Source organism: Pseudomonas sp. B22129, assembly GCF_044218875.1.
In the GTDB taxonomy this organism is placed as follows: domain Bacteria; phylum Pseudomonadota; class Gammaproteobacteria; order Pseudomonadales; family Pseudomonadaceae; genus Aquipseudomonas.
Map to the genome: position 1 here is coordinate 6,214,051 of NZ_CP162592.1, position 22,289 is coordinate 6,236,339.

At 58.1% G+C, this 22,289-nt stretch carries 19 protein-coding genes; 2 read left to right on the forward strand and 17 right to left on the reverse strand.

All coding sequences use genetic code 11. The annotated features are described in order from the left end of the window. Positions 1-93 precede the first annotated feature (93 nt). The 4 genes from AB4P94_RS28215 to AB4P94_RS28230 all read right to left on the reverse strand — a co-directional run bounded on the left by AB4P94_RS28215 (position 94) and on the right by AB4P94_RS28230 (position 3,802). Positions 94-816: a dienelactone hydrolase family protein gene (locus AB4P94_RS28215; protein ID WP_395608389.1), complete on the reverse strand. Its 723-nt coding sequence runs from the start codon at positions 814-816 to the stop codon at positions 94-96. A 66-nt stretch (positions 817-882) separates the two neighbouring features. Next, positions 883-2,787 carry a molecular chaperone HtpG gene (gene htpG, locus AB4P94_RS28220; protein ID WP_395608390.1) on the reverse strand — a complete coding sequence of 635 codons (1,905 nt, stop codon included), beginning with the start codon at positions 2,785-2,787 and terminating at the stop codon, positions 883-885. 89 nt (positions 2,788-2,876) lie between these two features. Next, complete coding sequence (locus AB4P94_RS28225; RefSeq protein WP_395608391.1) at positions 2,877-3,329, reverse strand: PaaI family thioesterase; 453 nt, start codon at positions 3,327-3,329, stop codon at positions 2,877-2,879. Continuing rightward, a complete protein-coding gene (locus tag AB4P94_RS28230; protein WP_395608392.1) occupies positions 3,326-3,802 on the reverse strand; it encodes a PaaI family thioesterase in 477 nt (158 codons plus the stop codon). The genes AB4P94_RS28225 and AB4P94_RS28230 overlap by 4 nt, the downstream gene beginning before the upstream one ends. Before the next feature lie 156 nt (positions 3,803-3,958). On the opposite strand from AB4P94_RS28230, the gene AB4P94_RS28235 reads away from it, so the two are divergent. Beyond that, positions 3,959-4,216 carry a hypothetical protein gene (locus tag AB4P94_RS28235; protein ID WP_017134478.1) on the forward strand — a complete coding sequence of 86 codons (258 nt, stop codon included), beginning with the start codon at positions 3,959-3,961 and terminating at the stop codon, positions 4,214-4,216. A gap of 105 nt (positions 4,217-4,321) precedes the next feature. Here the strand turns inward: AB4P94_RS28235 and AB4P94_RS28240 are convergent, their stop codons facing one another. From AB4P94_RS28240 to sdhC, 11 genes are all read right to left on the reverse strand, one after another. Next, on the reverse strand, positions 4,322-5,056 hold the full coding sequence (locus AB4P94_RS28240) for a DUF599 domain-containing protein (protein ID WP_395608393.1): 735 nt from the start codon (positions 5,054-5,056) through the stop codon (positions 4,322-4,324). A gap of 230 nt (positions 5,057-5,286) precedes the next feature. Next, on the reverse strand, positions 5,287-6,600 hold the full coding sequence (gene brnQ, locus AB4P94_RS28245) for a branched-chain amino acid transport system II carrier protein (RefSeq protein ID WP_395608394.1): 1,314 nt from the start codon (positions 6,598-6,600) through the stop codon (positions 5,287-5,289). 429 nt (positions 6,601-7,029) lie between these two features. Beyond that, positions 7,030-7,911 carry a succinate--CoA ligase subunit alpha gene (gene sucD / locus AB4P94_RS28250; RefSeq protein ID WP_010166265.1) on the reverse strand — a complete coding sequence of 294 codons (882 nt, stop codon included), beginning with the start codon at positions 7,909-7,911 and terminating at the stop codon, positions 7,030-7,032. Beyond that, positions 7,911-9,077 carry an ADP-forming succinate--CoA ligase subunit beta gene (sucC, locus tag AB4P94_RS28255; protein ID WP_003210567.1) on the reverse strand — a complete coding sequence of 389 codons (1,167 nt, stop codon included), beginning with the start codon at positions 9,075-9,077 and terminating at the stop codon, positions 7,911-7,913. The genes sucD and sucC overlap by 1 nt, the downstream gene beginning before the upstream one ends. Before the next feature lie 204 nt (positions 9,078-9,281). After that, on the reverse strand, positions 9,282-10,718 hold the full coding sequence (gene lpdA, locus AB4P94_RS28260) for a dihydrolipoyl dehydrogenase (RefSeq protein WP_395608395.1): 1,437 nt from the start codon (positions 10,716-10,718) through the stop codon (positions 9,282-9,284). 99 nt (positions 10,719-10,817) lie between these two features. Beyond that, positions 10,818-12,041, reverse strand: a complete 1,224-nt coding sequence (gene odhB, locus AB4P94_RS28265) for a 2-oxoglutarate dehydrogenase complex dihydrolipoyllysine-residue succinyltransferase (RefSeq protein ID WP_395608396.1) — start codon at positions 12,039-12,041, stop codon at positions 10,818-10,820. A gap of 44 nt (positions 12,042-12,085) precedes the next feature. Then, positions 12,086-14,917 (reverse strand): 2-oxoglutarate dehydrogenase E1 component, encoded by a 2,832-nt coding sequence (locus AB4P94_RS28270; RefSeq protein WP_395608397.1) that lies wholly within the window; start codon positions 14,915-14,917, stop codon positions 12,086-12,088. Positions 14,918-15,179: 262 nt separating this feature from the next. Continuing rightward, positions 15,180-15,884 carry a succinate dehydrogenase iron-sulfur subunit gene (locus AB4P94_RS28275; protein ID WP_003172807.1) on the reverse strand — a complete coding sequence of 235 codons (705 nt, stop codon included), beginning with the start codon at positions 15,882-15,884 and terminating at the stop codon, positions 15,180-15,182. 11 nt (positions 15,885-15,895) lie between these two features. Continuing rightward, entirely contained in the window at positions 15,896-17,668 is a 1,773-nt protein-coding gene (sdhA, locus tag AB4P94_RS28280) for a succinate dehydrogenase flavoprotein subunit (protein ID WP_186608062.1), read from the reverse strand. A 3-nt stretch (positions 17,669-17,671) separates the two neighbouring features. Then, complete coding sequence (sdhD, locus tag AB4P94_RS28285; protein WP_078741603.1) at positions 17,672-18,040, reverse strand: succinate dehydrogenase, hydrophobic membrane anchor protein; 369 nt, start codon at positions 18,038-18,040, stop codon at positions 17,672-17,674. Beyond that, the gene (sdhC, locus tag AB4P94_RS28290; RefSeq protein ID WP_016974691.1) at positions 18,034-18,408 is read right to left on the reverse strand and encodes a succinate dehydrogenase, cytochrome b556 subunit; all 375 of its coding nucleotides are present in this window, start codon (positions 18,406-18,408) and stop codon (positions 18,034-18,036) included. The genes sdhD and sdhC overlap by 7 nt, the downstream gene beginning before the upstream one ends. Positions 18,409-18,772: 364 nt before the next feature. On the opposite strand from sdhC, the gene gltA reads away from it, so the two are divergent. Further along, entirely contained in the window at positions 18,773-20,062 is a 1,290-nt protein-coding gene (gene gltA, locus AB4P94_RS28295; protein ID WP_395608398.1) for a citrate synthase, read from the forward strand. Between the two features lie 161 nt (positions 20,063-20,223). Here gltA and AB4P94_RS28300 read toward each other — a convergent pair whose 3' ends face one another. Both AB4P94_RS28300 and AB4P94_RS28305 read right to left on the reverse strand, forming a co-directional pair. Continuing rightward, positions 20,224-21,882, reverse strand: a complete 1,659-nt coding sequence (locus AB4P94_RS28300) for a cation acetate symporter (RefSeq protein ID WP_395608399.1) — start codon at positions 21,880-21,882, stop codon at positions 20,224-20,226. Further along, positions 21,879-22,190 carry a DUF485 domain-containing protein gene (locus tag AB4P94_RS28305; protein ID WP_003190001.1) on the reverse strand — a complete coding sequence of 104 codons (312 nt, stop codon included), beginning with the start codon at positions 22,188-22,190 and terminating at the stop codon, positions 21,879-21,881. The genes AB4P94_RS28300 and AB4P94_RS28305 overlap by 4 nt, the downstream gene beginning before the upstream one ends. Positions 22,191-22,289: the final 99 nt, after the last annotated feature.

Here is a 22,289-nt window from a genome sequence, read left to right on the forward strand (position 1 = left end):
GCGAGCAAGCCCGCTCCCACATTTTGATTTGTGAATACATTCAAATGTGGGAGCGGGCTTGCTCGCGAAGAGGCCAGAACAGACGCTAAAACTTTAGCCCCCGAACACTTCATCCAGCAAATCATGCATCGACTTGAACGCCCGCGTGGCGGTCTTCGCGTCGTACATCGCCTTGCCCGGCACATTCGCGTGCGGGTCGGTGAAGGAATGCACCGCGCCACCGTAGCTCAGCAATTGCCAATCCACACCGGCAGCGTTCATTTCAGCTTCGAACGCCGGCAGTTGCTCTTTCGGCACCAGAGGGTCGGATGCGCCGTGCAACACCAGCACCGAGCCCTTGACGTGCTTCGCACCTGCCGGGTTCTGCGTGTCGATGGTGCCGTGGAACGATACGGCAGCTTTCAGCGGCGCACCGGTACGCGCCAGCTCCAGGGAGCAGAAACCGCCAAAGCAGAAACCGAAGGTCGCCAGCTTCGAGGTATCGACTTCGGCCTGACCCTGCAGCTGTTCAAACGCCGCCTGCAACAGTTTGAGCAGCTTGGCGTTGTCATCCTTCAACGGCATCATCGCCGCGCCGGCTTCATCGCCATTCGAGGGGCGCACAGCCTGCCCGTACAGGTCGGCGATCAGCACCACGTAGCCTTTGCCGGCCACGCTCTTGGCAATCTCTTCGGCACCCGCACTCACGCCCATCCAGTTCGGCGCCATCAGCAGACCCGGCAGCGGGCCTTTGTGGCTGGCATCGAACGCGAGGCGGCTTTCATAAGACTGGCCATCAATCTGATAGACCACGGAACGCACAGTGACTTGGCTCATCATTTACTCCAGTTGAGGTGCACGAGAACAAAAAAACCCGCCGAAGCGGGTTTTTCTACAACGGTGTCAGACCGACAGTTCCACCAACAGCTTGTTCAGTCGGCGCACGTAGGCAGCCGGGTCTTTCAAGCTGTCGCCAGCGGCCAGGGCCGCCTGGTCGAAGAGGATGTGCGACAAGTCGCCAAAACGCTCTTCGCTCTGCTCGCCGTCGAGCTTTTCGATCAGCGGGTGAGCCGGGTTGAATTCGAAGATCGGCTTGGAATCCGGAACCTTCTGGCCGCTGGCCTCGAGGATCTGGCGCATCTGCATGCCCAGGTCCGCTTCGCCGATAGCCAAAATCGCCGGGGAATCGGTCAGACGGTGGGAAACCCGCACTTCGCTGACAGCCTCGCCCAGGGATGCCTTGATGCGCTCAACCAAACCTTCTTTGGCCTTGGCGACTTCTTCGGCTTCTTTCTTCTCTTCCTCGGAGTCCAGGTTACCCAGGTCCAGGTCACCACGGGCCACGTCGACGAAGGATTTGCCGTCGAACTCGTTGAGGTAGCTCATCAGCCACTCATCGATGCGGTCGGTCAGCAGCAGCACTTCGATGCCTTTCTTGCGGAAGACTTCCAGGTGCGGGCTGTTCTTGACCTGGGCGTAGGTTTCGCCGGTCAGGTAGTAAATCTTGTCCTGACCTTCCTTGGCGCGTGCCAGGTATTCGGCCAGAGACACCACCTGCTCGCCGCCCTCTTCGTGGGTCGAAGCAAAGCGCAGCAGGCCGGCGATTTTTTCCTTGTTGGCGAAATCTTCAGCCGGGCCTTCTTTCATGACCTGGCCGAAGTTTTTCCAGAAGCCCTTGTATTGCTCAGGCTCGTTCTTCGCCAGTTTTTCCAGCATGTCGAGCACGCGCTTGGTCAGCGCCGACTTCATGGAGTCAATGATCGGGTCTTTCTGCAGGATTTCCCGCGACACGTTCAGCGACAAATCGTTGGAATCGACCACACCCTTGATGAAGCGCAGGTACAGCGGCAGGAAGGATTCTGCCTGGTCCATCACGAACACGCGCTGCACGTAAAGCTTCAGGCCTTTCGGCGCTTCACGCTGGTACAGGTCGAACGGCGCACGGGCCGGTACGTAGAGCAGCGAGCTGTATTCCAGCTTGCCTTCAACCTTGTTGTGGCTCCAGCTCAGCGGGTTCTCGTAGTCGTGCCCGATGTGCTTGTAGAACTCCTGGTATTCCTCGTCCTTGATTTCGGTACGCGGACGAGTCCACAGCGCGCTGGCGCGGTTGACGGTTTCCCATTCCAGCGCAGGCTGCTCTTCGCCTTCGGCAGCGGCCTGCTCTTTAGGCAGCTCGATCGGCAGAGCGATGTGGTCGGAGTACTTCTTGATGATGTTGCGCAGGCGGTAGCCGTCAGCGAACTCATCTTCTGCGGATTTGAGGTGCAGCACGATACGGGTGCCACGGTCAGCCTTGTCGACAGTGGCGATTTCGAATTCGCCCTCGCCTTTGGACGACCAATGCACACCTTCGCTGGCGGCAAGGCCGGCACGGCGGCTGAATACTTCAACCTTGTCGGCCACGATAAAGGCCGAGTAGAAGCCCACGCCGAATTGGCCGATCAGGTGCGAATCTTTTTTCTGATCGCCCGACAGGTTCTTCATGAAATCTGCGGTGCCGGATTTGGCGATGGTACCCAAGTGGGTAATCGCGTCTTCGCGGCTCATGCCGATGCCGTTGTCTTCGAGGGTGACGGTCTTGGCGTCCTTGTCGAAGCTCACACGGATTTTCAGTTCGGCGCCACCTTCCAGCAACTCGGGCTTGGACAGGGCTTCGAAACGTAATTTATCGACAGCGTCAGAGGCGTTCGAGATCAATTCGCGAAGGAAAATTTCCTTGTTGGAATACAGCGAATGGATCATGAGGTGCAGCAGTTGCTTCACCTCGGTCTGGAAGCCCAGGGTTTCCTTTTGAGTTTCCACACTCATGGTCATCAAACTCCAATTGGATGGCAGTGGCCGCGCCCTTAAGGGTTGGCGGCGGGTTGTCATCAAAGTTGGGGGCTAAGACAGGGATTTCAAGGGCGTGCCAATTCCTCAATCTTGAAATGTGCGCGGGCGGTGGCAATCGGCTCGGCCGGGGTGCTCTGCCAGGCGGTGATCGCCACGTTCGCGACGCGCCGGCCCTGGCGCCACACCTGGCACGTGGCGTAGGTGTCGCGAAACTGCCCGGCACGCAGGTAATCCAGGGAAAAATCGATGATTTTCGGAATGCCGGGGGCCCCCGTAAAAACCAGCAGGTGCAGCGCTGCCGACACCTCCATGAAGCCTGCAATCACCCCGCCATGGAGCGCCGGCAAAATTGGGTTACCAATGTTGTCCTTGTTGGCCGGCATCCTGAACAGCAATTCATCGCCCAGCCGGGTGCATTCAATGCCGATCAGTTTGGCGTAGGGGATAAGGTCCAGCAGGGCTGTGTAATCACCGCGCGCGTGGGCTTGTTCGAGGCGGGTCTTGAATCGGTGCGTCATGCCCGGTCTCCCTTGATGGTGCTGCCCAGCCCCTGCGTGCCTTTGAGCCGCTTGCCCATGCGCATGAACGTGCCGACCACATGGGCAATCGGCTGTTGCGGATCGTCCTGGTAGGCAAAGCCGCGGGTGAAGATCACGTCAGTGGTCACGCGATAGCATTGGGCGAAACCGTAGACCGGTTTATGCGGCTCGGCGGCATGCATGTAGTCGACGCGCAGGTCGAGGGTCGGGCACACCTCGAATTCCGGCAACACGCACAGGGTGGCCATGCCGCAGGCGGTGTCCATCAGGGAGGTCAACGCGCCGCCATGAATGACGCCGGTTTGCGGGTCTCCGACGATGCACTCGTCATACGGCAGAAGCAGCGTCATGCCCTCCTCGCTCGCCGCATGCACAGAAATGCCCAACACCTGGCAATGGCGCAAGGCTGAAACGAAGCGTGTGGCACGCTCTAACAAGGGGTTTTCGGTCATTGTTTGCAGACTCTTATTAGTGTGATTTCGGCTGAAAGTGGCGACCGAGGAAAGTTCCTTTTCAAAAACCTTTATATATCTGTTGGATAAAAGGAACTAATGCTGGCCCCTCAAGCTCGAAAGGCCAGTAGATATATCCATAAGGAGAAACACCCCATGCGCAAGACTCTCGCTATTTCCATGATGCTGGCCGCTGCCCTCGGTCTCGCTGCCTGCGATAAAAAATCCGAAGACAAAGCCCAAGACGCCGCTGCACATTCCGAGCAAGCTCAGAAAGACATGGCGAAGGCTCAGGATAAAGTGAACGACGCTGCGAAAGAAAACGCCGATGCTGCCAAAGCTCAGGCTGAATCGAACGAAGCCGCCGCGAAAGAAGCAGCACCTGCCGCTCCAGCAGAACCAGCCAAGAACTAATCAGCTGGCTGTCGCTGCAAAAAGAAAGCCCGCTTACATAGCGGGCTTTTCTTTGCCTGCTGTTTTGTCAGGCAAACAAGTTGGACTAACCCTGGCGCGCCTTAATCAAGTCACGGCCTCTTTAGGCGCTTCCGGGCTGTCAGTCGGCGTGTACACCATCACCTGCAGTACGTCGGAATGAAACTCCCGACGATACAGAACCAACACCACCGCGCTACTCATCAACATGAATAACCACGGGCTGACGAACCAGGCCAGCATGGTCATGCCGAAGTAATAAGAACGCAGGCCAAAGTTGAATTGGTTCGCCGCCATCGAAATCACACGCGCTGCCCGCAGTGCGAATGCCTTGCGCTCCTGCTCCGACACCTGCCGCTCCCCGATCATCGGCGCCGAGCCCACCAGCACCGCCGCAAAATTGTATTGGCGCATGCACCAGCTGAACGTAAAAAACGCGTAGACGAACACCAGCGCGAGGCACAGCAGCTTGATCTCCGACATGCCCTGGGAGGCCTGCTGCACCAGCGGAATGTCCGCCAGCAACGACACAGCCCTCTCCGAAGCGCCGAGCACGGTGAGAATGCCCGCGAGGATAATCAAGGTGCTGGACGCAAAGAACGAGGCGTTGCGCTCCAGGTTGCCGATCACGCTGGCGTCGGCAATGCGGTTATCACGCAGCAGCATGCGGCGCATCCAGTCTTCACGGTACAGGTGCAGCACACTGGCCAGGCACGCGGTATCACGGGCTTTCCAGGTGGCGTAACGGGTATAGCCGCCCCAACAGAGGGCAAACCAGAACGCGGCGAGCAAGTGGATCTGGTTGGTTTCGATGAACGACATGCGGGTCCTGTTACACAATGAAAGAGAGCGAGCACGGACTAAATGTGGGAGCGGGCTTGCTCGCGAAGGCGGCGTGTCAATTTATACATCTGGCACTGCCGCATCGCTTTCGCGAGCAAGCCCGCTCCCACATTTACAGAGTTCCAACTGTAGAACGTATAGCCTCGCAGACATAAAAAATGCCCCGTATCGATTGATACGGGGCATTTCGGTAAAACGCGAAAACCGTATTACGCGATGGCTTCGCTGCGCTTGCCGAGCATGCGGTCAACCACCACCGCCACGACCAGCGTCATCACCGACGGCACCAGCCACGCCAGGCCCTGCTCGCTCAGCGGCAAGTGCGCCAACTGCGAAGGCATCCAGTCTGCGAGCCCTGCGCCCTTGAGCGCGTCGATGCAGCCGAAGATGAACGACACCAGCATCACCGGGCCGACGATACGGCCCTGCTCCTGCCAGAAGTCTTTGCAGAAGCTCAGGGCCACCAGCACGATGCACGGCGGGTAGATAGCGGTCAGCACCGGGATCGAGAACGCGATCAGCTTGGTCAACCCCAGGTTGGACACGAACAACGAGAACAACGCCAGGATGACCACCAGCGTCTTGTAGGACAGTGGCAGGATTCGGCTGAAATACTCGGCGCAGGCACAGGTCAGGCCCACCGCTGTGACCAGGCACGCCAGGGAGATCAGCACAGCCAGAAAACCGCTGCCCAACGAACCAAAGGTGTGTTGCACATAGGCGTGCAGCACCGCAGCGCCGTTGCTGGCACCAGCGGCCACCGCGTGGCTGCCCGAGCCCAGGCGGAACAGGCTGACATACACCAGCGCCAGGCCCACACCGGCAATCAGCCCGGCAATGATGGCGTAGCGAGTGATCAGCTTCGGCGATTCAACACCACGGGAACGAATGGCGTTGACGATCACGATGCCGAACACCAGCGCGCCCAGGGTATCCATGGTCAGGTAACCATTGATAAACCCTTGGGAGAACGGCGCAGCGACGTATTCCGGGGTGGCAACCCCCACTTCACCGGCTGGCAAGGCAAACGCAGCGATGCCGAGAATGGCCAGCGCGATGATTTTCAGCGGTGCCAGGAAACGGCCGACGGTGTCGAGCAACCGGCCCGGGTACAGGGAGACAAAGAACACCACCAGGAAGTACACCGAGCTGTAGAGGAACAGCGCCAGCGGGCTTTCGCCGGTCAGCGGCGCCAGGCCCACTTCAAACGAAACGGTCGCGGTACGCGGGGTGGCGAACAGCGGCCCTACCGCCAGGTACGCCGCCGCCGCGAGCACGCCACCGGCGATCTTGCCGATCGGGCTGCTCAACGCGTCCATGCCGCCACCGACCTTGGCCAGTGCGATCACGGTGACCACCGGCAAACCCACTGCGGTGATCAGGAAACCCAGCGCAGCCATCCAGACATGAGGCCCGGACTGCAAACCAACGATGGGCGGAAAGATGATGTTGCCGGCGCCAACAAACAGCGCAAAAGTCATAAAGCCCAGCGCCAGGATGTCCTGGCTTTTCAACACTTTCATTTGAGGAAATACCACACTGCTGAATCGGAATTTAGAGAGGGCTTCCCTATGGATGAGGGAAATGCTGCCGGCCCTTTTGGGAGCCGACCGGTCTAGCGCGGGGCTTCCTTTTGGGATGCGCACGCATAAAGAGGCGGACAGGGTACAGAAATAGGCTGACAAACGCACTGTTGCGGGGCGTACTGTCCGATAAGCGACATTCTTATGTCGCGTTTTCATACTTAATTTGGCAATCCAATCCAATGTGGGAGCTGGCTTGCCTGCGATGCAGCCACCTCGGTCTTCCATTTACACCGCGGTGATGCCATCGCAGGCAAGCCAGCTCCCACATTGAACCGAGTACCCTTCCGAAAATGGGTATACCCAGAATGCACAAAGGCCACCCGAAGGTGGCCTTTGTGTTGGTGTAGCGTCAGCTAAGCGCGAGGCTTATTTGACAGCCCAACCGGTCAGCTCGGACAAAGCCTTGCCGATGTCTGCCAGCGAACGCACGGTTTTAACGCCTGCGTCTTCCAGGGCAGCAAACTTCTCGTCTGCAGTGCCCTTGCCGCCAGAGATGATTGCGCCAGCATGGCCCATGCGCTTGCCAGCAGGGGCAGTCACACCAGCGATGTAGGAAACAACCGGCTTGGTCACGTGTGCCTTGATGTAGGCAGCCGCTTCTTCTTCAGCCGAACCGCCGATCTCACCGATCATGACGATCGCTTCGGTCTTCGGGTCTTCCTGGAACAGCTTCAGGATGTCGATGAAGTTCGAACCCGGAATCGGGTCACCACCGATGCCGACGCAAGTCGACTGACCGAAACCGGCGTCAGTAGTTTGCTTAACAGCTTCGTAGGTCAGGGTGCCGGAACGGGAAACGATACCGACCTTGCCTGGCAAGTGAATGTGACCTGGCATGATGCCGATCTTGCATTCGCCTGGGGTGATCACGCCTGGGCAGTTAGGGCCGATCAGGGTAACACCCAGCTCGTCGCACTTAACTTTAGCGTCCAGCATGTCCAGGGTAGGAATGCCTTCGGTGATGCAGACGATCAGCTTGATGCCGCCGAACGCCGCTTCCAGGATCGAGTCCTTGCAGAAAGGAGCTGGAACGTAGATCACGCTGGCGGTGGCGCCAGTGGCAGCTACAGCATCTTTCACGGTGTTGAACACTGGCAGGCCCAGGTGCTCGGTGCCGCCTTTGCCTGGAGTTACGCCGCCAACCATCTTGGTGCCGTATTCGATGGCTTGCTGGGTGTGGAAACTACCTTGCGAACCGGTAATACCCTGGCAGATAACTTTGGTGTCTTTATTGATCAGGACGCTCATTATTTGCCCTCCGCAGCTTTGACAACTTGTTGAGCAGCGTCGGTCAGGCTGGTAGCCGCGATGATGTTCAAACCGCTTTCTGCCAGTACTTTAGCGCCCAGTTCAGCGTTGTTACCTTCAAGGCGAACAACAACCGGGATTTTAACGCCAACTTCTTTCACTGCACCGATGATGCCTTCGGCAATCATGTCGCAACGAACGATGCCGCCGAAGATGTTGACCAGTACTGCAGCGACGTTGGAGTCGGACAGGATGATCTTGAACGCTTCGGTAACACGTTCTTTGGTAGCACCGCCGCCTACGTCGAGGAAGTTGGCTGGTTTGCCGCCATGCAGGTTGACGATGTCCATGGTACCCATGGCCAAGCCGGCACCGTTGACCATGCAACCGATGTTACCTTCCAGGGCTACGTAGTTCAGTTCGAACTTGGCAGCGTGCGCTTCGCGCGGATCGTCTTGCGACGGATCGTGGAAAGTCTTCAGCTTAGGCTGACGGTACATGGCGTTGGCGTCGATGTTGATCTTGGCGTCCAGGCAGTGCAGATCGCCGTCAGCCTTGATCACCAGCGGGTTCACTTCCAGCAGGGCCAGATCGTGATCCTGGAACAGTTTGGCCAGACCTACGAAGATCTTGGCGAACTGGGCAACTTGCTTGCCTTCCAGGCCCAGCTGGAAAGCCAGCTCGCGACCCTGGAATGGCTGAGCGCCAACCAGTGGATCGATGGTGGCTTTCAGAATTTTTTCTGGGGTTTCTTCGGCGATCTTCTCAATGTCCACGCCACCTTCGGTGGAGGCCATGAACACGATACGACGGCTCGAACGGTCAACGACAGCGCCCAGGTACAGCTCTTTAGCGATATCAGTGCACGATTCAACCAGGATCTTGGTGACTGGCTGGCCATTGGCATCAGTCTGGTAAGTCACCAGACGCTTGCCCAGCCACTGCTGTGCGAAGGCCTTGGCGTCTTCTTTGCTGCGAACCAGCTTAACGCCGCCCGCTTTACCGCGACCACCAGCGTGGACCTGGGCTTTGACAACCCACTCAGTGCCGCCGATTTTGTCGCAAGCTTCTGCTGCTGCTTCCGGGGTGTCTACTGCGTAGCCCTTGGAAACTGGCAGGCCGTATTCAGCGAACAGCTGCTTACCCTGATACTCGTGAAGATTCATGCTTTTTACCGTCTTCGTTAGGTACTGCGCATTCGGCGCTGCGCTCGTTATGAGTGCCGCGCCACCTGTGACTGCTGCTCGCGCAACTTGCGGGGCTTAATGCCCGTAAAGCTGCGCAAGGCTGCGTCCGGCGGATATTCCGCGGTGAGTCTTGCGCGCAAGGCTCACGACGGGCAACTCCGCCGTGGTTTCTTATTATCTTGCTTAGCGCTTCTTGCGGTTGGCGATGTGGATGGCGCCGCCATTCACTGCCAACGCTGCTTCGTGCAACGCTTCGGACAGGGTCGGATGGGAGAAGACCATCATGCCCAGGTCTTCGGCACTGGTGCCGAATTCCATACCGATCGCGCCTTGCTGAACCAGTTCTGCAGCGCTCGGGCCAATCACGTGGACGCCCAATACGCGGTCAGTCTTGGCATCAGCGATGACTTTGACAAAACCACCGGTGTCGTTGGCTGCCATGGCACGGCCAGAAGCGGCGAACGGGAAGGTGCCGACGTTAACTTCAACGCCTTCAGCTTTCAACTGCTGTTCGTTCTTGCCGACCCATGCAATTTCCGGGTGGGTGTAGATAACCGATGGGATCAGGTCGTAGTTCATCTGGGTTTTGTGGCCCTTGATGCGCTCGACAACCATGATGCCTTCTTCGGAAGCCTTGTGCGCCAGCATCATGCCGCGAACCACGTCGCCGATGGCGTATACGCCAGGCACGGTGGTCGCGCAGTGATCGTCAACGTGCACATAGCCGCGCTCGTCGAGGGTCACACCGCTGTCGGAAGCCAGCAGGTCGGTCGTCACTGGACGGCGACCAACAGCTACGATCAGCTTGTCGAAAGTGATGGTTTTTTCGCCATCCTTGTCGGTGTAGTTAACAACGACTTCTTCGCCGTTAACTTTCGAACCGGTTACGCGAGCGCCCAGCTTGATGTCCAGACCTTGTTTGGTCAGGGTTTTCAGCGCTTCTTTGGACACGGCGGTGTCGGCAGCCAGCAGGAACGTGTCCAGGGCTTCCAGGACAGTCACTTCAGCACCCAGACGGGACCATACCGAACCCAGTTCCAGGCCGATCACGCCAGCGCCGATCACGCCCAGACGTTTTGGAACCGATTGGAATTCCAGGGCGCCGGTCGAATCAACGATGACGTTGTTGTCGACTGGAGCAGGCGGAATGTCGATTGGGCGCGAACCTGGCGCCAGGATCACGTTTTCAGCTTCGATGACTTCAACCGAACCGTCTGGCTTGGTGATTTCGATCTTCTTGCCGGCCAGCAGTTTGCCGTGGCCTTGCAGGGAAGTCACACCGTTGGCCTTGAACAAGGTCGCAACGCCAGACGTCAGGCCCTTAACGATGTTGGCTTTACGGCCGACCATTGCTGGCACGTCCATGGTCACGCCAGCATGGTTGATGCCGTGGATCGCGAAGCCGTCTTGGGCTTCGTGGAATTTCCAGGAGCTGTCCAGCAGCGCCTTGGAAGGAATGCAACCGACGTTCAGGCAGGTACCGCCCAGTGCCAGTTTGCCTTCCTTGTCGGTGTATTTTTCGATGCAAGCAGTCGAGAGGCCCAGTTGTGCGGCCTTGATGGCGGCAACATAGCCGCCAGGACCTGCACCAATCACTACAACGTCAAATTTCTGCGACATGAAAATAGTTCCTCTATTTAGCAGCAAGCTTTCAAGCCGCAAGCCCAGGGTCAAGCTGCCTTGACTGGCAGTTTGCCCCAGGGCCTGCAGCTGCTTCTATCAGATATCCAGCAGCAGACGAGCCGGGTCTTCCAGCAGGTTCTTGATGGTCACCAGGAAAGTCACGGCTTCTTTACCATCGATCAGGCGGTGATCGTAGGACAGCGCCAGGTACATCATCGGGCGGATCACGACCTGGCCGTTGATGGCCATAGGACGCTGGATGATGTTGTGCATGCCCAGGATCGCAGCTTGCGGTGGGTTGACGATCGGGGTCGACATCATCGAACCGAAGGTACCACCGTTGGTGATGGTGAAGGTACCGCCGGTCATCTCGTCGATGGTCAGCTTGCCGTCACGGGCTTTCTTGCCGAAGCCGGCGATGCCGCCTTCGATTTCAGCCAGGCTCATCAGCTCGGCGTTACGCAGAACCGGTACCACCAGGCCACGGTCGCTGGACACGGCAACGCCGATGTCTGCATAGCCGTGGTAAACGATGTCGCTGCCGTCGATCGAAGCGTTGACGGCCGGGAAGCGCTTCAGCGCTTCGGTGGCCGCTTTCACGAAGAAGGACATGAAGCCCAAACGTACGCCGTTATGGCTCTTCTCAAAGAGATCCTTGTACTTCGAACGCAACGCCATGACTTCGGTCATGTCGACTTCGTTGAAAGTCGTCAGCATCGCCATGTTCGACTGTGCTTCAACCAGACGCTTGGCCACTGTGGCACGTACGCGGGTCATCGGTACGCGCTTCTCGGTGCGGTCGCCAGCGGCGAACACAGGTGCAGCGGCAGCCGGGGCAGCAGCCTTGGCAGGTGCGGCAGCTGGAGCGTTTTTCTTGGCTTCAACAGCAGCAACCACGTCTTCCTTGGTGATGCGACCGTCTTTGCCGGTGCCTTTTACGGAAGCCAGGTTGATGCCGTTCTCTTCAGCCAGCTGACGGGCAGCCGGTGCAGCGATCGGGTCTTCAGCGCCAGCAGCCGGAGCAGCGGCGGGTGCAGCGGCGGCAGCCGGAGCAGCAGCGGCTGGAGCGGCAGCAGCAGCGCCGCCCTCTTCGATCGAGCCCAGTACCTGGTTCGACAGGACGGTGGCGCCCTCTTCAGCAACGATCGCGCCCAGCACGCCGTCAGCTTCGGCCAACACTTCCAGAACGACTTTGTCGGTCTCGATGTCGACGATCAGGTCGTCACGCTTGACGGCCTCGCCTGGTTTCTTGTGCCAGGTGGCAACGGTGCCATCGGCAACCGATTCCGGGAATGACGGGGCTTTGATTTCGATAGCCATTATCTGTGGGTCCTTAAAATTCGGTTTCAGTCAGCGCGAAGGCGTTAAACAGTGAAAGCATCTTGCAGCAGTTTTTCCTGCTGCTCGGCGTGCATCGACGCATAACCACACGCAGGTGCAGCAGAAGCATCACGACCGGCGTACTCCAGGCCAAGACCTGTTTTGTGGTTACCGATGCTGCGACGCAAATGATGCTGGCTGCTGTACCAAGCGCCCTGGTTCATCGGTTCTTCCTGACACCACACGGCATTCGTGAGGTTGGTGTAAGGCGCGATGGCCTCCATCAGGTCGTCTTCCGGGAACGGGTAAAGCTGCTCGATACGCACGATGGCGATGTCTTCGCGGCCTTCCGCACGGCGTTTTTCCAGCAAGTCGTAGTAAACCTTGCCGCTGCACAGGATCAGGCGAGTGACCTTGGCGGCGTCCAGCGTGTCGATTTCTGGAATAACGGTCTGGAACGAACCATCCGCCAGATCTTCCAGGGTCGAGATGGCCAATTTATGACGCAACAGCGACTTCGGCGTCAGCACTACCAGCGGTTTGCGCAGCGGGCGGATCACCTGGCGACGCAGCAAGTGGTAGATCTGGGCCGGGGTAGTCGGCACGCACACCTGGATGTTGTGCTCGGCGCACAGCTGCAGGTAACGCTCCAGACGGGCCGAGGAGTGCTCAGGACCCTGACCTTCATAACCGTGTGGCAGCAACATGGTCAGACCGCACAGACGGCCCCACTTGTGCTCGCCGCTGGTGATGAACTGGTCGATCACCACCTGAGCACCGTTGGCGAAGTCGCCGAACTGGGCTTCCCAGATCACCAGCGCGTTAGGCGTGGTGGTCGAGTAGCCGTATTCGAACGCCAGCACGGCTTCTTCGGACAGGAACGAATCGTACAGGTCGAAACGTGGCTGGCCTTCGTACAGGTTCTGCAACGGGATGTAGGTGCCCGCATCTTTCTGGTTGTGCAGCACAGCATGACGGTGCGAGAACGTACCACGGCCGATGTCCTGGCCGGTCATGCGGATCGGGTGACCTTCGAACGCCAGGGTCGCGTACGCCATGGTTTCAGCGTAACCCCAGTTGATCGGCAGGCCGCCGGCTTGCATCTTCTGACGGTCTTCGTAGATCTTCGCAACCTGGCGCTGAACCACGAAGCCTTCCGGAATTTCCAGCAGCTTGGCGGACAGTTCCTGCAGGGTCTTCAGATCGAACGAGGTGTCGTGACGTGCAGTCCAGGTGTGACCCAAGTACGGACGCCAGTCAACGAACAGCTCTTTGTTCGGCTCTTTAACCAGGCTTTTCACGACGTGCAGGCCGTTATCCAGCGCGTTGCGGTATTCATCGATCTTCGCCTGAACACGCGCATCGTCAACCACACCGGCCTTGATCAGGCTGTCGGCGTACAGCTCACGGGTAGTGCGCTGCTTGGTGATTTGCTGGTACATCAACGGTTGGGTGCCGCTAGGCTCATCCGCTTCGTTGTGACCGCGACGGCGGTAGCAGACCAGGTCGATGACCACGTCACGCTTGAACTGCATGCGGTAGTCGATGGCGAGCTGGGTCACGAACAACACGGCTTCCGGATCATCACCATTCACATGGAGGATCGGTGCCTGGATCATCTTGGCAACGTCGGTCGCGTACTCGGTAGAGCGCGCGTCCAGCGGGTTGCTGATGGTGAAGCCCACCTGGTTGTTGATGACGATGTGAACGGTACCGCCGGTCTTGAAGCCGCGAGTCTGCGACATCTGGAACGTTTCCAGGACCACGCCTTGGCCGGCGAATGCCGCGTCACCGTGGATGGAAATCGGCAGAACCTTCTCACCGGTAGAATCGTTGCGACGATCCTGGCGAGCACGTACCGAACCCTCGACCACCGGGGAAACAATTTCCAGGTGGGATGGGTTGAAGGCCATGGCCAGGTGAACTTCACCGCCGGTGGTCATCACGTTGGACGAGAAGCCCTGGTGGTATTTAACGTCACCGGAACCCAACTCAACCTTCTTCTTGCCTTCGAACTCGTCGAACAGCTCGCGCGGGTTCTTGCCGAAGGTGTTGACCAACACGTTCAGGCGACCACGGTGAGCCATGCCGATCACGATTTCCTTGGTGCCGTAGGAACCGGAACGCTGGATCAGCTCGTCGAGCATTGGAATCAGGCTTTCGCCGCCTTCCAGGCCAAAACGCTTGGTGCCCGGGTATTTAGTACCCAGGTATTTCTCGAGACCTTCAGCTGCGGTCACGCGCTCCAGCAAGTGGCTGCGTACATCGGCAGACAAAACCGGACGGCCACGCACACCTTCCAGGCGATGCTGGAACCAGTGGCGCTGCTCGGAATCGGTGATGTGCGTAAATTCAGCGCCGATGGTGCGGCAATATGTCTGCTGCAACGCTTCGTGAATTTCGCGTAGGCTCGCTTCCTCTTTGCCGATGAACAGGTCGCCGGCACGGAAGGTCGTATCAAGATCGGCATTGGTCAAGCCGTAATGATTGATCGACAGGTCTGCAGGTGCAGGACGCTTCCAGAGCCCCAGCGGGTCAAGCTGGGCCGCCTGGTGGCCGCGCATCCGGTAGGCCTGGATCAGTCGCAATACTTCAACTTGCTTCTTCTCGTGCTCGCTGCTCACGCTACCGGCGGAAACCGGTTGGGCGCGGCGCTGGTTCTTTGCCAGCAGCACAAACTGATCGCGAATTGTTGCGTGCGATACATCGGTGGCAGCGTTGCCGTCTGAAGACAACGTCTGAAATTTGGTGCGCCATTCTTCTGGCACAGCGTTAGGGTCGTGCAGGTAGAGCTCATAAAGCTCTTCCACATAGGCAGCGTTACCACCTGAAAGATAGCCGCTGTTCCACATGCGCTGCATCACGCTTTCTTGCATGCTTGGTCACCCTCGATTTGGGGACACCACCGGCGAAAACACCGAGTTTGCTTGCAAAAGGCCAAGTGCAGCGACCAAAACAAGCCACTTAGGATCACGCTGATAGTTCGGGTACCAACCCGAATGCCCCTGCTTGTCTCATTTCTTCAAAATAAGAGCTGCGGCTTTGTAAGTCGCTGCTCAAGTTAAAACTACGGCGCCGGTTGAAGCCTGCGCCGTAGCATTTACGGGCACAACGGTCCTGCTTTTACCACAACGCCAGTTACACGCCGCTCTGCAGCAGCATGTTACGGATGTGACCAATGGCCTTAGTCGGGTTCAGGCCTTTGGGACATACGTTGACGCAGTTCATGATCCCGCGGCAGCGGAATACGCTGAACGGGTCATCCAGTGAAGCCAGGCGCTCGGACGTCTTGGTGTCACGGCTGTCTGCCAGGAAGCGGTACGCTTGCAGCAGGGCAGCCGGGCCCAGGAACTTGTCCGGGTTCCACCAGAAGGACGGGCACGAGGTCGAGCAGCAAGCGCACAGGATGCACTCGTACAGACCGTCGAGCTTTTCACGCTCTTCAGGGGACTGCAGACGCTCGATGGCCGGAGCCGGCGTGTCGTTCTGCAGGAATGGCTTAACTTTCTCGTATTGCTTGTAGAAGATGCTCATATCGACAACCAGGTCACGGATAACCGGCAAACCTGGCAGTGGACGAACGATCAGCTTGTTGCCTTTCACAACAGCGGACAGCGGCGTGATGCACGCCAGGCCGTTTTTGCCGTTGATGTTCATGCCGTCGGAACCGCAAACACCTTCACGGCAAGAGCGACGATAGGAGAAACCCTCGTCCTGCTCTTTGATCAGGGCCAGCACGTCCAGCACCATCAGGTCTTTACCACCGGTATCGACCTGGAATTCCTGCATGAACGGCGCGGCGTCCTGATCAGGGTTGTAGCGGTAAACACTGACTTTCAACATGGCAGCCACCCTTAGTAAGTCCGAATCTTCGGTTCAAACGTCGGAACCGTCTTCGGTGAGAAGTTCACGGCACGCTTGGTTACGCGCTTGTCACCCGGGAAGTACAGGGTGTGGCACAACCAGTTTTCGTCGTCGCGGTCTTCAAAGTCTTCACGAGCGTGAGCACCACGGGATTCTTTACGAACCTCGGCGGCAATCGCAGTCGCTTCAGCCACTTCCAGCAGGTTTTGCAATTCAAGGGCTTCGATACGAGCGGTGTTGAACGCCTGGCTCTTATCGTTGATCTTGACGTTGGCGATGCGCTTGCGCAGGTCAGCCAGTTGGGCAATACCCTTCTGCATGTATTCGCCGGTACGGAACACACCGAAGTAGTTCTGCATGCAGCTTTGCAGCTCGCGACGCAGGGTAGCTACGTCTTCGCCATCAGTGCGCTCGTTCAGAGCGTTCAGACGGGCCAGTGCAGCTTCGATATTGGCGTCGGTCGCGTCATCGTATTCGATGCCGTCGGTCAGCGCTTTTTCGAGGTGCAGGCCGGCAGCACGGCCGAATACCACCAGGTCGAGCAGCGAGTTGCCGCCCAGACGGTTGGCACCGTGTACCGATACGCACGCCACTTCACCTACCGCGAACAGACCGTGAATGATCTCGTCCTGGCCATCGGCGTTCTGGGTGATCGCCTGGCCATGGATGTTGGTCGGCACGCCGCCCATCATGTAGTGGCAAGTCGGAACAACCGGAACCGGAGCAACCACCGGGTCAACGTGAGCAAAGGTCTTGGACAGCTCGCAGATACCAGGCAGGCGGCTGTGCAGTACTTCTTCACCCAGGTGATCGAGTTTGAGCAGTACGTGGTCGCCGTTCGGGCCGCAGCCGTTGCCGGCGATGATCTCTTTAACCATCGAACGGGCTACAACGTCACGACCGGCCAGGTCTTTGGCGTTCGGAGCATAACGCTCCATGAAACGCTCGCCGTGCTTGTTGATCAGGTAACCACCTTCACCACGGCAACCTTCGGTCACCAGTACACCGGCGCCGGCGATGCCGGTCGGGTGGAACTGCCACATTTCGATGTCTTGTACCGGTACGCCGGCACGCAGTGCCATGCCGACGCCGTCACCGGTGTTGATCAAGGCGTTGGTGGTCGACGCGTAGATACGGCCTGCACCGCCGGTCGCCAGAACAGTAGCCTTGGCGCGGATGTAGGTGGTTTCACCGGTTTCGATGCAGATGGCGATCACACCGACGAACTCGCCTTGTGCGTTCTTCACCAGATCGACAGCGTAGTACTCGTTCAGGAACGTGGTACCGGCTTTCAGGTTGCCCTGATAGAGGGTGTGCAGCAGCGCGTGACCGGTACGGTCGGATGCAGCACAGGTACGGGCAGCCTGGCCGCCTTTACCGTAATCCTTCGACTGGCCGCCGAATGGACGCTGGTAGATACGGCCTTGCTCGGTACGCGAGAACGGCAGACCCATGTGGTCCAGCTCGAACACGGCGGCCGGGCCTTCCTGACACATGTATTCGATAGCGTCCTGGTCACCGATATAGTCGGAACCCTTGACGGTATCGTACATGTGCCAGCGCCAGTCATCGTTCGGGTCGGCAGAGGCGATGGCGCAGGTGATGCCACCCTGGGCCGAAACGGTGTGGGAACGTGTCGGGAACACCTTGGTGATCACGGCAGTCTTGTGACCACCCTGCGCCAGCTGCAGCGCTGCGCGCATGCCGGCACCGCCGCCACCAATAATGATGGCGTCGAAGGAAATAGTTGGAATGTTAGCCATGAATCAGATACCCCAAAGAATCTGCACACCCCAGACGAAGTAAGCGAACATCGCGACGCCGCATACTGCCTGGAAGAGGAAACGGACTGCAGTCGCGGACTTGCCCAGCGCCATCGGCGTCAGGTAGTCGGTCGCGATGGTCCACATGCCGACCCAGGCGTGTGCGCCCAGGGCTACAAGGGCCAGCAGACTGAAGATTCGCATCGCATTGTGGGCGAACAGGCCATGCCATTGTTCAAAGGTGATGCCCGGGTGTGCGACGAGGTATCCGATCAGGAAAATGAAATAAGCCGCGAGAACGACCGCAGACACACGTTGTGCCATCCAGTCATAGAGGCCCGAACGCGAAAGGTTCGTAACGCTGGTTACCATATCCAAACTCCTGCCAGAACGATCAGCACCACGGAAATGGCGATGATGATTTTCGAGCCCAGGCGGCCGCCTTCCAGCGTCTCACCGATACCCGCATCCATGATCAAGTGGCGCACACCGGCAACCAGGTGATACAGCAGAGCGGACAGGAGGCCCCATGCTACGAACTTGGCCAGCGGGCTGGTCAAGCATGCCTTCACCTCGGCGTAACCTTCCGCGGAACCCAGGGATTTGCTCAATGCATAAAGCATGATGCCCAGGCCCAGGAACAGGATGATGCCGGAAACACGGTGCAGGAACGACGTAACGCCGGTGATGGGGAGTTTGATGGTCCTTAGGTCTAGGTTTACAGGTCGTTGGCTATTCACGGCTTTTTTTCACACTGAAGAGCCCCTAACAATCAGGGCAAAGTTGTTGGGGAGTGCACTGGTCAGGTAAGCACCACCCAGGGAGTGCGACCCCCAATGAAAGCAAGCCCAAAAGCCCTTGGCGGTCGGTGGCCGAGTATAGACAGTTAGGTTACTAATGACAACGCGCGCTCCTCACCCTAATAGCTGATTGCGTTAGCGGGATAAAAGGCGTAAATGGCAGGCAATTTCGACGAAAAAGTACGGTTAAAGCCTTCTGGAGCAAGACTTTAGGCAAATTGACATCTGGATTTATATCAATATAGTGGTGCGGGCCCTGCGTGGGGGGTCTGTCTGATGATTTGAAGCATAAATAGGAGGCCACATGGCTGACAAAAAAGCGCAGTTGATCATCGAGGGCGCAGCCCCCGTCGAGCTGCCCATTTTAACCGGCACCGTTGGTCCCGATGTTATCGACGTACGGGGCCTGACGGCCACGGGCCGTTTCACATTCGACCCAGGCTTCATGTCGACCGCCTCTTGCGAGTCGAAGATCACCTATATCGATGGTGACAATGGCATTCTGCTGCACCGCGGCTACCCGATCGAGCAACTGGCCGAGAAGTCGGACTACCTGGAAACCTGCTACCTGCTGCTCAATGGCGAACTGCCAACGGCCGAGCAGAAAGCCAAGTTTGTCAGCAATGTGAAGAACCACACCATGGTTCACGAGCAGTTGAAGACCTTCTTCAACGGCTTCCGTCGCGACGCCCACCCGATGGCCGTCATGTGCGGCGTGGTCGGCGCCCTGTCGGCCTTCTATCACGACTCCCTGGACATCAATAACCCGCAGCATCGCGAAATCTCCGCGATCCGCCTGGTTGCCAAGATGCCGACCCTGGCCGCGATGGTTTACAAGTACTCCATGGGCCAGCCCATGATGTACCCGCGCAACGACCTGTCGTACGCGGAAAACTTCCTGCACATGATGTTCAACACGCCGTGCGAGATCAAACCGATCAGCCCGACACTCGCCAAGGCCATGGACCGGATCTTCATCCTCCACGCCGACCACGAGCAGAACGCCTCGACTTCTACCGTACGTCTGGCGGGCTCTTCGGGTGCCAACCCGTTCGCCTGTATCGCCGCCGGTATCGCTGCACTGTGGGGCCCTGCCCACGGCGGTGCGAACGAAGCCGTATTGACCATGCTCGATGAAATCGGCGATGTCTCGAACATCGACAAATTCATCGCCAAGGCCAAGGACAAGAACGATCCGTTCAAGTTGATGGGCTTCGGTCACCGGGTCTACAAGAACCGCGACCCGCGTGCCACCGTGATGAAGCAGACCTGCGACGAAGTACTGAAAGAACTGGGCATCAAGAACGATCCGCAGCTCGAACTGGCCATGCGCCTGGAAGAGATCGCCCTGACCGATCCGTACTTCATCGAACGCTCGCTGTACCCGAACGTCGACTTCTACTCGGGGATCATCCTCAAGGCGATCGGCATTCCAACCAGCATGTTCACCGTGATCTTCGCCCTCGCACGTACCGTCGGCTGGATCTCGCACTGGAAAGAAATGCTCTCCAGCCCGTACAAGATTGGCCGCCCACGCCAGCTGTACACCGGCTACGAGTCGCGTGATATCACCAAACTGGAAGATCGCAAGTAAGCATCTAACTATTTGGTCTTAAAAACGGCCTCCTTTTACAAGGAGGCCGTTTTTATTTGTGCAGATTCTGAGAAACAGTTTTGTGATATCGACTCACAATAAAAGCAAAAAAATGCCCCGATCTCACGACCGGGGCATTTTTTTTGTAACGGTTACAACGTTTAGTGGTTAACCGCCCCGCTCGCCCCCAGGCCAGTCTGCGAACGCACAAACTGCGGGAAGTACAACGCACGCTCTTTCTCAGCCGCCGCCGACTTGTCGGTGATGGAGAAGAACCAGATGCCGACGAACGCAATGATCATCGAGAACAGCGCCGGGTACTCGTACGGGAAGATGGCTTTTTCATGGTGCAGGATCGAGACCCAGATGGTCGGGCCAAGGATCATCAGGCCGACGGCACTGATCAAGCCCAGCCAGCCGCCAATCATCGCGCCACGGGTGGTGAGGTTTTTCCAGTACATGGAAAGCAGCAACACGGGGAAGTTACAGCTGGCTGCAATGGAGAACGCCAGGCCCACCATGAATGCGATGTTCTGGCTTTCGAACAGGATACCCAGGCCGATTGCCAATACACCCAAGGCCACGGTGGTGATCTTCGAGACGCGAATCTCATCCTTGTCGTTGGCCTTGCCCTTCTTGATCACGCTGGCATACAGGTCGTGAGACACCGCCGAAGCACCGGCCAGGGTCAGACCGGCGACCACCGCGAGAATGGTGGCAAACGCCACAGCCGAGATGAAGCCCAGGAAAATACTGCCACCCACTGCGTTGGCCAGGTGCACCGCCGCCATGTTGTTACCGCCCAGCAAGGCGCCTGCCGCATCCTTGAACGCCGGGTTGGTGCTGACCAACAGGATCGCGCCAAAACCGATGATGAACGTCAGGATATAGAAGTAGCCGATGAAGCCAGTGGCATACAGCACGCTCTTGCGCGCTTCCTTGGCGTCGCTCACGGTGAAGAAGCGCATCAGGATGTGCGGCAGGCCAGCGGTACCGAACATCAGTGCCAGGCCCAGGGAGAATGCCGAGATCGGGTCTTTCACCAGGCCGCCAGGGCTCATGATCGCTTCACCTTTAGGGTGAACCTTGATCGCCTCGGAGAACAGCATGTTGAAGTCGAAGTTGACGTGCTTCATCACCATCAGCGCCATGAACGAGGCGCCGGACAGCAACAGCACAGCCTTGATGATCTGCACCCAGGTGGTCGCCAGCATGCCGCCGAACAACACGTACATGCACATCAGGATACCCACCAGAATCACCGCAACGTGGTAGTCCAGGCCGAACAGCAGCTGAATCAGCTTGCCCGCGCCCACCATCTGCGCGATCAGGTAGAACGCCACCACCACCAGCGAGCCACAGGCCGACAGGCTGCGGATCTGGGTTTGCCCGAGGCGATAGGAAGCCACGTCGGCAAAGGTGTACTTACCCAGGTTACGCAGGCGCTCGGCGATCAGGAACAGAATGATCGGCCAGCCCACCAGGAAGCCGATCGAGTAGATCAGGCCATCGTAGCCGGAGGTGAACACCAGCGCGGAAATCCCCAGGAAGGACGCCGCCGACATGTAGTCGCCGGCAATCGCCAGGCCATTCTGGAAGCCGGTGATCTTGCCGCCCGCCGCATAGTAGTCTGCCGCCGACTTGTTGCGCTTGGACGCCCAGTAGGTAATGCACAGGGTGGCGCCGACAAACGCGATAAACATCACGATGGCCGAGATGTTCAGCGGTTGCTTATGCACTTCACCGGTCAATGCATCCGCCGCCCAAACGGCCGGAGCAAACAGCGAAGCGCCGAATACAGCCAATAGACGCCGGATCATTGCGCAGCCTCCTTGAGAATCGCATTGTTCAGGTCGTCAAATTCGCCGTTGGCCCGGCGTACATAGATACCGGTCAGGATGAAGGCGGACACAATCAGTCCGACGCCCAGGGGAATGCCCCAGGTAATCGAGGAACCGGGGCTGATCTTGGCCCCCAGCACTTGTGGCCCGTAGGCGATCAACAGGATGAAAGCGGAGTAAAGCCCTAGCATGATCGCCGAGAGAATCCAGGCGAACCTTTCCCTTTTTCTGACCAGCTCCTTGAAACGCGGGCTGTTTTGAATCGAGAGGTAAATGCTGTCGTTCATTGTTTTTATCCTCGCAGCACAGCTTTTTATTATTTTGGAACGTATCCACTGTATGCGGCTGCCGTAGAGGTTCCAGACGACCTTAGTCTTAGATCGAGT

Bases quoted from the DNA above. Each gene is read 5' to 3' on its own strand.
- AB4P94_RS28215 (WP_395608389.1), bottom strand. From the start codon at position 816: ATGAGCCAAGTCACTGTGCGTTCCGTGGTCTATCAGATTGATGGCCAG.
- htpG (WP_395608390.1), bottom strand. From the start codon at position 2,787: ATGAGTGTGGAAACTCAAAAGGAAACCCTGGGCTTCCAGACCGAGGTG.
- AB4P94_RS28225 (WP_395608391.1), bottom strand. From the start codon at position 3,329: ATGACGCACCGATTCAAGACCCGCCTCGAACAAGCCCACGCGCGCGGT.
- AB4P94_RS28230 (WP_395608392.1), bottom strand. From the start codon at position 3,802: ATGACCGAAAACCCCTTGTTAGAGCGTGCCACACGCTTCGTTTCAGCC.
- AB4P94_RS28235 (WP_017134478.1), top strand. From the start codon at position 3,959: ATGCGCAAGACTCTCGCTATTTCCATGATGCTGGCCGCTGCCCTCGGT.
- AB4P94_RS28240 (WP_395608393.1), bottom strand. From the start codon at position 5,056: ATGTCGTTCATCGAAACCAACCAGATCCACTTGCTCGCCGCGTTCTGG.
- brnQ (WP_395608394.1), bottom strand. From the start codon at position 6,600: ATGAAAGTGTTGAAAAGCCAGGACATCCTGGCGCTGGGCTTTATGACT.
- sucD (WP_010166265.1), bottom strand. From the start codon at position 7,911: ATGAGCGTCCTGATCAATAAAGACACCAAAGTTATCTGCCAGGGTATT.
- sucC (WP_003210567.1), bottom strand. From the start codon at position 9,077: ATGAATCTTCACGAGTATCAGGGTAAGCAGCTGTTCGCTGAATACGGC.
- lpdA (WP_395608395.1), bottom strand. From the start codon at position 10,718: ATGTCGCAGAAATTTGACGTTGTAGTGATTGGTGCAGGTCCTGGCGGC.
- odhB (WP_395608396.1), bottom strand. From the start codon at position 12,041: ATGGCTATCGAAATCAAAGCCCCGTCATTCCCGGAATCGGTTGCCGAT.
- AB4P94_RS28270 (WP_395608397.1), bottom strand. From the start codon at position 14,917: ATGCAAGAAAGCGTGATGCAGCGCATGTGGAACAGCGGCTATCTTTCA.
- AB4P94_RS28275 (WP_003172807.1), bottom strand. From the start codon at position 15,884: ATGTTGAAAGTCAGTGTTTACCGCTACAACCCTGATCAGGACGCCGCG.
- sdhA (WP_186608062.1), bottom strand. From the start codon at position 17,668: ATGGCTAACATTCCAACTATTTCCTTCGACGCCATCATTATTGGTGGC.
- sdhD (WP_078741603.1), bottom strand. From the start codon at position 18,040: ATGGTAACCAGCGTTACGAACCTTTCGCGTTCGGGCCTCTATGACTGG.
- gltA (WP_395608398.1), top strand. From the start codon at position 18,773: ATGGCTGACAAAAAAGCGCAGTTGATCATCGAGGGCGCAGCCCCCGTC.
- AB4P94_RS28300 (WP_395608399.1), bottom strand. From the start codon at position 21,882: ATGATCCGGCGTCTATTGGCTGTATTCGGCGCTTCGCTGTTTGCTCCG.
- AB4P94_RS28305 (WP_003190001.1), bottom strand. From the start codon at position 22,190: ATGAACGACAGCATTTACCTCTCGATTCAAAACAGCCCGCGTTTCAAG.